Raw genomic sequence first — 13,358 nt, 5'->3', positions numbered from 1 at the left:
TTCTATTCTAACTAAAATAGATCCAAAGTGCAATGATCACAACGATCAATATAATAGTAAGTAGTAAATCCTTCGACTTGTTTGCCGATTCTACTTTCTGACCTCTTTTATAGGTAATTCCTTCGGTTTTTTCTGGCGCTGGCGCTGGAGTTAGTAAACTCACAACCACAAGCACAAAAGAACAGATAATGAATAGGAATATCGCGATATGCAAGAAATTCACTGAGGCGTATTCATATAGCAAACCAGGAGAAAGTGCATCTTTATTCAATTCAAGAACAAACCTTAAAGTACCCAAAACTAGGCCTGTAAGCAATGAAGCCATAGCGCCTTGAGCATTAAGCCTTTTGAAGAAAATACCCAATAAAAACACTGCAGCGATTGGCGGTGAAATATAGCCTTGTACACTTTGCAGATAAACAAACAGCTGATCGGAAACATTGGCCATAAATGGAATCCATACCAGACCAATTCCTACCATGATTACGGTTGCTACCTGACCAATAACAACAAGCTTCTTCTCGCTAGTCTCTGGTTTCCATCGTTTATAAACATCAATGGTAAACAAGGTAGAACATGAATTAAATACAGAAGATAAAGAACTCATAAGAGCGGCTAAAAGGCCCGCAATTACCAAACCGCGCAAACCAGCAGGCACCATAGCTTTCACCATTACGATCAAAGCCTGGTCGTTGCTTTCCAATTCTACAATTCCTTTTTGAGAAAGTGCATAAGCGATAATACCAGGAAGAACGAATAAGAAAAGCGGAAGCATCTTTAAAAATCCGCCAAAAATGGTTCCCTTTCTAGCCTGTTCAATATCTCTGGCAGAAAGCACTCTTTGAACGATATATTGATCCGTACACCAATACCACAAGCCTAAAATCGGGGCACCAAAAAGAATTCCAGTCCAAGGGAAATCAGGGTGATCCATAGGTTGCCACATATCGAAATAACTGTCGCCAACGGTAGCCTTCAATTCACCCCAACCGCCTAAAGCTTGTAAACCGAAAACCGTAACGGCAATGGCTCCGCCTATCAACACAAACATCTGAATCATGTCTGTATACAATACAGCTTTTAATCCTCCGAAAATCGTGTAAATCCCTGTGGCCACCACAATGATTAAAGCACCCGTCCAAAAATCAACTCCAAGAGCAGTGAAAACAATGGCTCCAGCAGCAATGGTTACCGATATTTTAGTAAGAATATAGGCAATAATAGAAACCCATGTTAGATAAGATCGGGCTCCTGCTGAATATCTTTTTTCAAGAAATTCGGGCATGGTGAAGACGCCACTTTTGACATAAAAAGGAACGAAAACCCAACCGAGTAATAAGAGCATAAAGCCTGCAATTACTTCAAACTGACCTACTGCTACTCCAGAGCCTGCACCTGAGCCAGCAAGCCCCACTAAATGTTCTGAACCAATATTTGAAGCGAATAAGGAAGCGCCTATTACAAACCAGCCAACGTTCTTACCTCCTAAAAAATAATCGGATGATGAAGCGTTAACTTTTTCTTTAAAAGTGGACCAGGCGGCAATACCAAAGACCACCACAAAGTACCCCGCTATGATGGCATAGTCGAGGCCAATTAAATCTAACATGGAGAGAAAAGTTAAAAGTTAATCTGACAAGATATCAAAATTCATATACACGGACATAATCTATTTTCATAGATTGAGGCCAGATGCTATCGTCAACTCCATATTTACCTCCCCAATCGCCACCAACGGCAACATTGAAAATGATATAATGCGGCTGATCGAAAGGCCAATCGTCAGATCCCTTTCCTGTATTTTCAAAAGTGTGGTAATGTTCTCCATCTATAAACCACTCAATTTTATCTTCGCGCCATTCAATGGCATATTCATGAAATTCTGAAGAAGCTGTAGACACTACTAAAGAATCGCCTTTTTGCGTGCCCTTGGTATGATTGAAAGATTCTGTGTGCACTGTTCCGTAAACTGTGTTTTGGTTGTACCCAACGTGTTCCATAATATCAATTTCACCACTTCTGGGCCATCCACCATAGGTGTTTTCAGTAGGAAGCATCCATAATGCTGGCCATGTGCCTAAGCCTTCAGGAAGTTGAGCTCGGATTTCAATTCTTCCATATTTAAAATCGCCTTTGCCCTTGCTCGTCAGTTTTGAAGATGTATAATCCCTTTGCCCTTTTTTCTCTTTCAAGGCAGTAATTACCAAGTTGCCATCTTCAATTTTAACGTTTTTAGAATTGTCGGTATAATATTGAAGCTCGTGATTCCCGAAACCGCAAACTTGTGGACAACCATCTCCTACATACACATTCCACTTACTGTTATCAGGAGCACCAGAATCGTTGAATTCATCACTCCAAACTAATTTTGGGCCATCGTTCTGGCTACAAGCAGCGGTTCCAAAACCTACTGTAAGGATGATTAACGCCATCCAATTTTTCATAATTATTTGATTTATTGATTGAAAATAAAATTCGACTTTAACGATAAGGTTCAGCCTTTAGCTGTAATAAAAAATCGCCTCCCTAAAAATGCTGGTATTCAAAAAGCCCCACGCATTTTGGTGGGGCCGTTGGTTAATCTTTTGAAAGATTGAATTATCTGGAAGAATCGCGAATTACCACACGCGAATCAAACTTCATATGCTTTTCATGCTTAGGAATGTGGCGCTTTTGAATCACTTTGAACAATAATTCAGCAGCTGCCTCTCCCATAATGCGAGGCTCATGGGTAACACTTGTAAGGTTTGGTTCAACAATTTCACAAAGGTTACTATCGCCAAAACCTACTACAGAAACATCTTTAGGAACATTCAATCCCATTTTCTTCAATTTAATAATGGCCTCTACAGCCAACTCATCACTGAAGGTGAACAGAGCATCTGGCATTTTCTTGCGATCGGTAAATAAGGCTTCAATTTCCTTGTCGTGTTTTACTTCTGGATCGGTAAAAATTACATTTTCCTCTTCAACAGGGTAATTATAATTCTTCAATGCCTCAATGTAACCTTGATATCTTCTCTGGCTAATGCCCAGTTCGGCAGGGCCGCCTAAGTGAGCGATTCTTTTTCTGCCCCTTTTGATCAAATGCTCCACCGCTTGATAACCGCCTTCAAAGTCGTTTGCTTCTACTGTTGGCGTATCAAAAGATGGCGCAGCTCTATCGAAGAAAACGAAAGGTGTTTCGTAAGCTTCCAATGCCTTTAAGTGTTCAAAATCGCGAGTTTCGCTGGAAAGTGATAGAATTACGCCTTCTACTTTACAAGAAAGCAACGACCTGATCTGATCGATTTCATCATGATAGTTTTCATTCGATTGACAAATGATGGTAAAGTATCCATGATCGCTCACCACCTTTTGAATTCCATCGATTGCAGCTGAAAAGAAAGAACTAGTGATGTGGGGCACCAAAATACCAATGGAATTTGACTTTCGGGTTCTCAAACCAGCTGCAATAAAATTGGTTTGATAGTGCATTTCCTTCGCTTTTGCCGAAACAAGCGCTTTGGTTTCATCACTGATATTAGGGTGGTCGTTTAACGCTCTGGAAACGGTTGAAGGTGAAATCTTTAACTCGTTGGCGATGTCTTTTATAGTTACTGGCATAGTCTAATTTGTCTTTTGGGCATGAGTACCATCGCAATAGGGATGCTTTGCAGACCTACCACAGCGGCAAAACGAAATGGTTTCGTTAAAAACTTCGCTTTCGTTTCTGATATTCTTCACGGTTGCCCCTCCCTTAATGATTATTGGGCCGTGAGGAATGACAATAACTTCAGTTGAGCTATTGCCTTGCTCCTTGAATTTAACTCCTTTTATTGAAAGTGCCTTAGAAGGACATTCTTTTACAAGGTTTACAATTTCAGTTGAGCTTGCTTGGGTCACATCGGCCCAAGGTCGTTTTTTAAGGTTGAAAACTTGAGGTAATCCCCTCAAACAAATTCCCGAATGAATACACTTTTCTGGTTGCCAAACTACGGTGATTTCACCGTTGCTATACTCCTTTATAATTAGTTCATCGGCCATTTTTAAGCATTACCAAATTGAAATTAATTTAAAATTGGAAAATAAAGAAGACGTCAACCTATAAAAACCGTAGGATGGATGATTATTCAAATCAAGGCAAAATAGCAATCGAATAACATGTTAACATGTTAATTTATTTATGCAAACGTTCCAATTCGCTCCTGATGCGATTTTCCCAAGCCAACTGCTCTTCAACATCTCTCCCATTTTTGCTTTCGTAGTCGTATCGCTTCGAAAAAACATTGAATTCACTCAAAAGATTTTTCACCTCTTCTTTATAAACGGCTTCTTTCTTCTCTCCTCTTTTCTTCAATTCTTGAATCTTCACCGCAATTTTCCTTCGGTACAATTCGCCAATATCAAAGTGTAATCTTTCATGGTTCAAGAGCGCGACATCGGTAGTATCGGTTGTCCACGAATCGGCTGGCACAAAAAGCACCTTAACATCAAACTCAAGCTGGCCTTGCCTTTTATAACCCACTATGGAATGTTTCACAGACGTTATCGCAAGCTTACCTGTTCTTCTAAACCTTCGAAACGTGTAATCCTGCCAAGTTAAAGGGCGCTCTGCATTCCATTCAATTTGCGGCAGTTCATTCACCTGTTTCGATTGATGCTGCGCCACAATGGGAATTATCCCAAATGAAATCAACATACTCATCAGAACCAGCTTTCGAATCATGGCGAAAAGTAAAACCATCTTATCTCTGTTGCAAACCACAGCATGGCAAACCGTAGAATAATAATTTTAGTGTATCTTCTTCCATATTTATGGAGAAGATACTTTCATCTGAAATCAGAAGAGCCAAAAATGAAGATTTGCCAAAGCTTAATCAAATTGCTTGGGAAGCAAAGCAATATTGGGGTTACCCAGCCTCATGGATGGAAGCTTGGAAAGAAGACTTGAGTTTCTCCACCGATGACCTACAACGCTTTAGCACTTTCGTGATTTGTAAGAAAAAATCTGTTGAAGGTTTTTGTGCAATCCAAGCAAATGAACATGATTACGAAATTATGCACCTCTGGATTTTGCCCGAAAATATTGGCCAAGGTTTAGGCAGAAAGTTACTTAGGAGATCGTTAGCAGAAACTACTTTGGAAGAAAAACCCATTTTTGTATTGGCCGATCCTAATGCCGAAGAGTTCTATAAAAAGGAAGGTTTTATTACCATTGAGTTAAAAGAAAGCCTTCCAAAAGGAAGGTTTTTGCCTTTCATGAAAAGAAGTTAGAATAAGCGGTATCTTTGCGGTTTGGAAAAAGCGTTATGAGATTTGATCAATACAGAATTGCCGATGGCATAAAAACCAGCATTGCCAAACTGGGTTATAAAAAACCAACTGACATTCAGTTCAAATCTATTCCTCCGATTCTTAAAGGGGAAGATGTTTTGGCTATTGCTCAAACCGGAACAGGTAAAACGGCTGCTTTTGCCATTCCTGTTTTGCACATTTTGCAAGAAAGAAAAATTGCTGGCAGACCCGATGGCGTTAAATGCTTGGTGATGGCCCCTACCCACGAATTGGCACTTCAGATCGAAAGTGTTTTTCATACCCTTGGCAAGCATACTCGAATAACAACTTTTTGTATTCATGGTGGCGTAGATCAAGAACCTCAAATCAAACAGCTAAACAAGGGCGTAGATGTTCTAGTAGCTACTCCTGGCAGAATGTTCGACTTGGTTAGTCAAGGTCATTTAAAACTGAATCGCGTAGAAATTCTAATTCTCGATGAAGCTGACCACATGCTCGACCTCGGCTTTATTAAAGATATTCGCGATTTGATGAGGCACCTTCCTAAAAGAAGGCAAACCCTTTTCTTTTCGGCTACCATTAATGAAAAAATTAAAGAATTAGCTTATTCTTTGGTTACCAACGCCATCCGAATTCAAATCTCGCCTAAAAACCCTGTTGCCAAAAACATCGATCACGCGGTTGCTTTTATTGAAATGGATGATAAACGCTTCTTTTTAGAAGGACTTATCAAGCAACATAGTGAAAAGAAAATCTTGGTGTTCGTGAGAACGAAAGTTCGGGCCGAAAGAGTGAAAAAAGCGATGGAACGCGTGGATATTGTCACTGATACCATCCACAGCGATAAGCTTCAAAAAGAAAGAGAAGCTACCATGAGGGCTTTTAGAAGCGGGGAGCTGAAAATATTAATTGCCACGGATGTGAGTGCCCGTGGTATCGACATTCCGAATGTGGAGTATGTAGTAAACTATGATCTGCCTGATACTTCTGAAAATTATGTTCACCGTGTGGGAAGAACAGGCCGAGGAAGTCAGAAAGGGCAAGCGGTATCGTTTTGCAGTACAGAAGAGCTCCCTGTTCTGGAAGAAATAGAGAACAATTTAGGCAAAGCGATTAACCGCCTAGAAATTTCTAAAAGTGATTACCAGTACACCCTAGATGTATCAGAAGACAATTCTGATAATTGGAAATTCTTAATGAAAGAAGCAGCCGCTGAAGAAGAAAACTGGAAAAAGAAAAAGGGTAAGAAAAAGAAAAAATAGAAGCTTCTCTCCTTCATTTCCCTAAAGAAATACTCAAACAAAAACATGGTTTATTTCAAGTAATTCTTGAAATTTAGAAATGGCAAAAATCAGCACATGTGAACCTTCTCAAGTTGACGAATTGAGAGACTTCTCTATTAAAACTTTCTCAGAAACCTTTTTGGTCGATAATCTCGCTGAAAATGTAGAGTCGTACATTGCCAAAGCCATGACAAAAGAAAAGCTCGAACATGAGCTTAAAACTGACGGTTCTTTCTTCTATTTTCTGAAAGATGGGGAAGAAACGATTGGCTACTTAAAACTCAATTTTGCTCCTGCACAATCGGATTTAAACGACAGCGATAGCTTAGAAATAGAGCGCATTTATGTAGACCAAGAGCATCATGGAAAGGGTTTTGGCAAAATGCTTTTCGATTTTGCTTTAGATCAGGCAGTCAGTCATAAACTCAAATACATATGGCTTGGTGTGTGGGAAAGAAACTACAAAGCCATTGAATTTTATAAATCCAATGGCTTTGTAAAATTTGCTGAGCATCCTTTCAAATTAGGTTCTGACCTTCAAAAGGATCACCTTATGAGGCGTCCGCTTTAATCCATTACAGGTTCTGTTGTAGCGCTATAAACTTCAATATTTGAAATCACTGGGCTGGCTTTCGCTTTCACAAAAGTGATTCTAATCGCCTCTGTAGTAACTTCTTTCAACCTAAGAATTCTTTTATAGCCAATGGTGGTTTCACTAGCAATTTTCTCGAATCCATTTTCAGTTTTCGCCTCAACCGTGAACTCTTCAATTCTTTGACCAAGCTCCACATACTCCTGCAATAGAAGTCTGTTGAATGTTACTGGTTTACCAAAATCTATTTCAAGCGAGCTATTGATAGTTTCATTATCGGTAGCCCAATAAGTATCAGACTTTCCATCCAAAACATTTTCCGCAGCATACTGGCTTCCTCGGGTGTTTGAAGCTTGAATAGAAGCGCCTTCTGCCAAATTATTGCTGAAAGTTTCACCCAAGGCTTTTCTTAATTCCATCAGCGCGGCTACATCATTCTCATGTACAAGACCTCTCCTGTCCACAGGTAAATTGAGCAAAAGATTGGCATTTCGGCCAACTGACTTATAGTAAATATCAAGAAGCTGAGAAAGGCTTTTCACTTCCTCATCTTGGCTTTCGTGGTAATACCATCCCGGACGAATCGAAACATCACACTCTGCAGGAACCCAATCAGTTCCATCTTCATGTCCAGAAGTCAGTTGTTGATAAGGGCCAATACCTGGAGCAAATTCGGCTTTCCTTAAAGGTGCCCAGTTTGTAGCATCAGCAAAGCCATTTTCATTGCCTACCCAACGCACATCCGGACCACCATCGCTAAAAACAACAATATCAGGCTGAAGCTCTTTGGCCAAGGCAAACGTATTGTCCCAGTCATAATAGGTTTTTCTGTCCACATTTCTGGTTTCATTCGCTCCGCCATAATAGCCATCTCCACCATTAGCGCCATCTACCCACAACTCAAAAACATCTCCGTATTGGGTCAATAATTCACGAAGTTGATTTCTGTAATAGGTAATATATTCTGGCTTTCCATAGTCAGCGTGGTTTCGGTCCCAAGGCGAAAGATAAAGCCCCATTTTCAAACCATATTCTTTACACGCTGCTGCCAATTCTTTAATCACATCACCTTCTCCATTCTTCCAAGGGCTATTTTTCACTGAATGTTCAGTAAAAGCGGATGGCCATAGACAAAAACCATCGTGATGTTTTGCGGTAAGAATTATGCCTTTCATTCCCGCATCTTTGGCCACTTTTGCCCATTGCCTTGTATCGAGTTCGGTAGGATTAAAAGTTGCAGGTGACTCTCCGCCCAAACCCCATTCCATATCGGTAAAAGTGTTCATGTTGAAGTGCACGAACGCATAATATTGCATATCGTGCCATGCCAATTGTTGCGGACTTGGAAGTGGCCCTACAGGAACCGGTGGCGGAACATCTTTTTTACAGGACGCGCAGCATAAAATTGCGCAAAAAATCAGTAGCGTATTGAATTTCATAGTCTTGGTTTCTGCTTGAAGATAGCAAGTACAAACATTTCAATCGTTGCCAATTCTATATAAATTTCAGGTAGATTGAAGAACTCAAGAAAAGCTATGAACAGATATTCAAAATTGTCTCTTTTTATTTTTGTGCTATTCTGTTTGAATGGATGTGCCAAGTTACCTTACAATTCTGCTGAAAATGATGCCAGTTCTTTCGAAAGGGCACTTCAGGTTTCTAAAATTGAACAAGAATATGACTTCGCTAAAAAGCAATGCCCGGATTGTCAGTTCTTAGGCCAATCTCTGGCTTTTGAAAAACGAAAACCATACGATCTTCTCACCTATCAAAAGCCAGATGGCACACGAGTAGTGTACTACTTCGATATTTCTAAATTCTACGGAAAGTGGTAATTAGCTTAAATTCTAGCCAAATATTCATGAACGAATTTTATAGCCATTGCTCCTTCTCCAACAGCTGAAGCAACACGATTCATGGCGCCAGATCTTACATCTCCGGCAGCAAAAATGCCGGGAGTACTTGTTTCCAACATAGCAGGTTCGCGTTGATCTTTCCAGAGCTTTTTAAAGCTTTCTTGCTTAGCCACATTCCCGCCAGTCAGTACAAAGCCACGATCATCTTTCATGACTGATTCACCAGTCCAGCTTGTATACGGTCGTGCTCCAATAAAAATAAGAAGAGCACCAGCAGGCTTTTTCACTACTTCTCCCGAAACCAAACTTTTCACGCTTACGCACTCCAAATATTCAGCACCATAGGCCGCATCGATTACTGATTCAGGTTGAAGTTCAATGTTGTGCGTTCCATTAATTTGGTCGATCAAATACTGGCTCATGCTGCTAGACAAATCAGGTTTTCTGATTACGATATAAACCTTTTTAGCAAAGTTTGATAGATACATGGCCGCCTGCCCTGCAGAGTTTCCTCCACCAACAATGTACACATCCTTACCTTTACAAGCGTGCGCTTCAGTAGTTGCGGCTCCGTAATAAATCCCTGCACCAGTAAAGTCATTGATTCCAGTAGCTTCCAGTTTTCTGTATTGAACACCCGTAGTGATGATTACAGACTTGGTATTTACCGATCCACCATCTTCAAGCTTTACAATTTTATATTGATCCCTAGTTTCGATGCCCACTACCGTTTGAGGAGAAAGGAATTCGATACCGAAGCGTGTTGCCTGGGTAATTGCCCTTCTTGTCAACTCGGCTCCGCTTAAACCTTTAGGGAAACCCAAATAGTTTTCAATTCGAGAACTTGTCCCAGCTTGCCCTCCAGGAGCATGTTTTTCGATCAAAAGAGTTTTTAAACCTTCCGAACCACCATAAACCGCAGCGGCCATTCCAGCAGGGCCAGCTCCCACAATCACCACATCATACATGGTTTCGGCTGCCTTGCTTCGCAAACCAATTTTCTCTCCGATTTCAGTCATTCTAGGATTCTGTAAAAAAGAACCGTCTTCGAAAAAGACTACGGGCAAATCCTTGCTACTCAGTTCAGAAACCTCAATTAATTCCTGCCCTTTTTCGTCATGAAGAAAATCGAGCCACTGATATGGAATCAGATTTCCGGAAAGAAAATCCTTGATGCCATGAGCTTTAGGCGAATGTTGATACCCAACTACGCGAATGCCTTTGAATTCAGGAATGTGATGAATCTGCCACTCATCCAACAGATCTGTCAGTGTGGGATAAAGCTTCTCTTCAGGCGGATCCCAAGGTTTTGTTAAGTAGAAATCCAGTTGAACCTCATTGATTGCACGAATGGCTGCATCGATATCGGAATAGGCAGTGAGCAAAACCCTTTTGGCTGCAGGATAGATTTCTCTGGCCTTCTCCAAAAAATCAACTCCGCTCATTTCAGGCATACGCTGATCGGTAAGAAAAAGCGCCACCGACTCCCCTTTTTGTTTCAGTTCCACCAATGCTTCAAGCGCCTCATTTGCAGAAGTCGTACTCATTACGCGATAATCGGAACGGAATTCAGCACGAATATCCCTTCGGATAGCGGCCAGTACCTGTTCGTCATCATCTACGGTAAAAATTATCGGTTGTTTGCTCATGAATTGACCTTTTGACTGAGGCTTATTTATTGATTGATTGGTAAACAGAATTCGAATTTGGTGCGACCTGGAGAAGACTCCAAACTGATGCTACCATCATGCGATTGAATAATACGATGAACCACATCAAGGCCAAGGCCTGTGCCTTTACCAATGTCTTTTGTGGTGAAAAAAGGCTCAAAAATACGGTCTTGAATGTCTTCTGCAATCCCAACACCAGAATCAATGATTTGAACGCTGATCATTTCACCGTTATGCGAAGTTTTAATCTTCAATTCGCCTCCGGTACTTTCCATGGCATCTAGCGCATTATCAATGATATTCGTCCAAACTTGATTTAGCTCTCCTGGTCTCGCTTTTATTTTCGGCAACTCACCATCAAGTTCCTCTTCAATCTTGATGTTGTGTGTCTTAATTTTATGATTCAAAATCACCAAAGTATTGTGAATTCCCTCATGAATATCGGTCAGTTCTTTTTCATTAGAACGATCCATATTCGAGTAGCTTTTTATTGAATTCACCAAGCTCGAAATTCTTCTGGATGCTTCTTTGATTTCACTCACCATGCGTTCAGTGGTAAGCATATTATCAATCCAAGCCATCACTTTGGGAAACATTTCCTTATCTAAACCTTCATTGATTTGGCTGAGCCTTTCAGCACCAAAATCAAAGTCGGCTAATGTTTCTGCTAAAAGATAATGATCGCCATAACCGTTTTCTTCCAGCCAATCTGTAATTTCTTCTTCGCGTTGAGTTCTCACCATAAGAGACTCTTTTCTGTTTACACCACAGCCACTTTTTGCAGCCATAATGGTATTCAAGAGGTCGACTTGCTTATGGCTGATTTTCATCGAAATCACCTTTTTGAACTTCTCTGGCACACTTCCTAAATGCTTTTCCAAAGATTCGGAACTTCGCACAATGGCCGAAGCAGGATTGTTAAGTTCATGTGCCAACCCCGCAGAAAGCTTGCCCAGCGCCATCAATTTTTCATTCTGCTGCTGAAATCGCGTAAAATCCCGAACCCTATCAGTCATATGATGAACCAACATGCTGGTAAGTTCGTGACACTCGCATATTAAGTCACGGAAATGATCTTTATCGAGCACAAACATTTCCGAATCCATAACTGCCATTCCATAACCCAAAGCGGATTGTGCACGACTGTAAGGTAAAAGGCCGGAAATCTCGCCCACTTCCAAATGAAAAACCTCCTTAAACTGACCGTTTTGTTCACGTTTAAAGCTCAAACTGCCTGACAGCAAAACCTGAAGTTTATCTATCGGATCGCCCTTTTTGGTATAGTAATCACCAGCTTTCACCGATTCCACACGCCCTCGGTTCACCATCCATTCTATTTGGTTTCTTGGTACTTCAGAAAAAATAGAAAATGAAGCAATCTGATTAACAATACTTTCTTTGTTCATGGTTTGGTCATTTGGATGGCATTTAAATGCTAATCATAATTGAAGGTAAAAAAGTTTCTGAGGCCAAGCAGAAAGAACATATTAAGATGTAGAGATGTGACTATGAATATCTTGAATCATTAATTCTGCAGTTCTTTCCGAAGCCCCTATTCCCCCGAGCTTTTCTTCCAAACGGTCATAATCTTCGAGCATCTGCTCTCTTCTTTTTCCTTCTAAAATTAAGCTCAGTTCCTTCACCAATCGAGTCTCATTCAAATCACTTTCTATCAGCTCTTGAACAGCCATTTTATCCAAAACCAAATTCACCATACAGATATATTTGATTTTCACTAGGCGTTTTAACAAGTGGTAAGTAACAAAACCAGGTTTGTAACAAACTACTTGAGGCACCCTGAAAAGGGCCGTTTCCAAAGTGGCAGTACCAGAGGTTACCAATGCCGCAGTAGCATTGTTAAGAATATCATAAGTACTGCGGAAGAGCAACTTAACATTATCATTCAAGTATTCATCGTAGAACGATTTGTCAATGGTTTCAGAACCAGCCACCACAAATTGGTATTCAGGAAAATGCTTAACCGCCTTAAGCATTGCGGGCAGCTTGGTTTTAATCTCCTGCTTTCTACTTCCGGGCAGCAAAGCGATTAATGGCTTATCATTTAAATTGTGTTTGGCTTTTAATGCATCCCAATCCAATAAGTTCTGTTTTCGCTGTTCTAGCGCATCTAAAATTGGGTGGCCGACATAGTCAACATCATATCCGAAAGACTTATAGAAAGCTTTCTCGAACGGCAAAATGGCGAAAATCCGATGACACCATTGGTGGATCGTATGAACTCGTTTTTGTTTCCAAGCCCAAGCCTGAGGCAAAATATAATAGTAGATTCTAGTATTGAGCTTAGACAGTTTAACAAACTTCGCGATACGTAAATTGAAGCCTGAATTGTCTATTAGAATCAAAACATCGGGCTGAAATTGAAGAAGATCATTTTCGCAAATCGTGAAATTTCTTTTGATAGTTCTGATGTTCCAAAGCACTTTAAAAATCCCCATGAAGCTGGTGTCTTTAAAATGCCTAACCATTTCATTGGTTTCAGCCTGCATTTTATCGCCTCCCCAAACCCTAAAAAAGGCTTCTGAATCGCGCTTTTTCAGTTGCTTCATTAAGTTGGCGGCATGCATATCGCCAGAAGCTTCTCCTGCAATGATGTAGTACTTCATATCCTTGGGTCGAATTTCAGAGTTCTCGCTCAATAATCAAAAAGATACGGCCAAAT

General features: G+C 40.5%; 13 protein-coding genes. 4 read left to right on the top strand and 9 right to left on the bottom strand.

Annotated elements, in window-relative coordinates:
* Positions 1-7: 7 nt before the first annotated feature.
* The 5 genes from ACXACJ_RS06385 to ACXACJ_RS06365 form a co-directional block, all read right to left on the bottom strand.
* Positions 8-1,609 carry a sodium:solute symporter gene (locus tag ACXACJ_RS06385; RefSeq protein ID WP_475133501.1) on the bottom strand — a complete coding sequence of 534 codons (1,602 nt, stop codon included), beginning with the start codon at positions 1,607-1,609 and terminating at the stop codon, positions 8-10.
* A 34-nt stretch (positions 1,610-1,643) separates the two neighbouring features.
* Entirely contained in the window at positions 1,644-2,444 is an 801-nt protein-coding gene (locus ACXACJ_RS06380) for a glycoside hydrolase family 16 protein (protein WP_475133499.1), read from the bottom strand.
* Positions 2,445-2,598: 154 nt separating this feature from the next.
* Entirely contained in the window at positions 2,599-3,606 is a 1,008-nt protein-coding gene (locus tag ACXACJ_RS06375; RefSeq protein WP_475133497.1) for a LacI family DNA-binding transcriptional regulator, read from the bottom strand.
* A 3-nt stretch (positions 3,607-3,609) separates the two neighbouring features.
* The gene (locus ACXACJ_RS06370) at positions 3,610-4,026 is read right to left on the bottom strand and encodes a (4Fe-4S)-binding protein (protein ID WP_475133495.1); all 417 of its coding nucleotides are present in this window, start codon (positions 4,024-4,026) and stop codon (positions 3,610-3,612) included.
* A gap of 133 nt (positions 4,027-4,159) precedes the next feature.
* Entirely contained in the window at positions 4,160-4,726 is a 567-nt protein-coding gene (locus tag ACXACJ_RS06365) for a hypothetical protein (protein ID WP_475133493.1), read from the bottom strand.
* A gap of 71 nt (positions 4,727-4,797) precedes the next feature.
* On the opposite strand from ACXACJ_RS06365, the gene ACXACJ_RS06360 reads away from it, so the two are divergent.
* The 3 genes from ACXACJ_RS06360 (at position 4,798) to ACXACJ_RS06350 (ending at position 7,131) form a co-directional block, all read left to right on the top strand.
* Positions 4,798-5,256 (top strand): GNAT family N-acetyltransferase, encoded by a 459-nt coding sequence (locus ACXACJ_RS06360; protein WP_475133491.1) that lies wholly within the window; start codon positions 4,798-4,800, stop codon positions 5,254-5,256.
* 35 nt (positions 5,257-5,291) lie between these two features.
* Complete coding sequence (locus ACXACJ_RS06355; protein ID WP_475133489.1) at positions 5,292-6,539, top strand: DEAD/DEAH box helicase; 1,248 nt, start codon at positions 5,292-5,294, stop codon at positions 6,537-6,539.
* Between the two features lie 79 nt (positions 6,540-6,618).
* Positions 6,619-7,131, top strand: coding sequence for a GNAT family N-acetyltransferase (locus tag ACXACJ_RS06350; protein WP_475133487.1), 513 nt, complete (start codon positions 6,619-6,621; stop codon positions 7,129-7,131).
* On the opposite strand, the gene ACXACJ_RS06345 is transcribed toward ACXACJ_RS06350, so the two are convergent.
* Positions 7,128-8,591: an alpha-L-fucosidase gene (locus ACXACJ_RS06345; protein ID WP_475133485.1), complete on the bottom strand. Its 1,464-nt coding sequence runs from the start codon at positions 8,589-8,591 to the stop codon at positions 7,128-7,130. The genes ACXACJ_RS06350 and ACXACJ_RS06345 overlap by 4 nt on opposite strands.
* A gap of 96 nt (positions 8,592-8,687) precedes the next feature.
* Here ACXACJ_RS06345 and ACXACJ_RS06340 point away from each other — a divergent pair, with 96 nt between their 5' ends.
* Entirely contained in the window at positions 8,688-8,987 is a 300-nt protein-coding gene (locus ACXACJ_RS06340; protein WP_475133484.1) for a hypothetical protein, read from the top strand.
* Positions 8,988-8,992: 5 nt separating this feature from the next.
* Here the strand turns inward: ACXACJ_RS06340 and ACXACJ_RS06335 are convergent, their stop codons facing one another.
* The 3 genes from ACXACJ_RS06335 to lpxB all read right to left on the bottom strand — a co-directional run bounded on the left by ACXACJ_RS06335 (position 8,993) and on the right by lpxB (position 13,302).
* Positions 8,993-10,657: an FAD-dependent oxidoreductase gene (locus ACXACJ_RS06335; RefSeq protein ID WP_475133483.1), complete on the bottom strand. Its 1,665-nt coding sequence runs from the start codon at positions 10,655-10,657 to the stop codon at positions 8,993-8,995.
* Between the two features lie 26 nt (positions 10,658-10,683).
* Positions 10,684-12,084, bottom strand: coding sequence for an ATP-binding protein (locus ACXACJ_RS06330; protein ID WP_475133481.1), 1,401 nt, complete (start codon positions 12,082-12,084; stop codon positions 10,684-10,686).
* Positions 12,085-12,165: 81 nt separating this feature from the next.
* A complete protein-coding gene (gene lpxB / locus ACXACJ_RS06325) occupies positions 12,166-13,302 on the bottom strand; it encodes a lipid-A-disaccharide synthase (protein ID WP_475133479.1) in 1,137 nt (378 codons plus the stop codon).
* Positions 13,303-13,358: the final 56 nt, after the last annotated feature.

It is taken from the genome of Roseivirga sp. AWQ4_251 (assembly GCF_056158225.1).
Note: the sequence above shows the minus strand (reverse complement) of the source record. Positions and strands in the feature narration are given on the sequence as shown.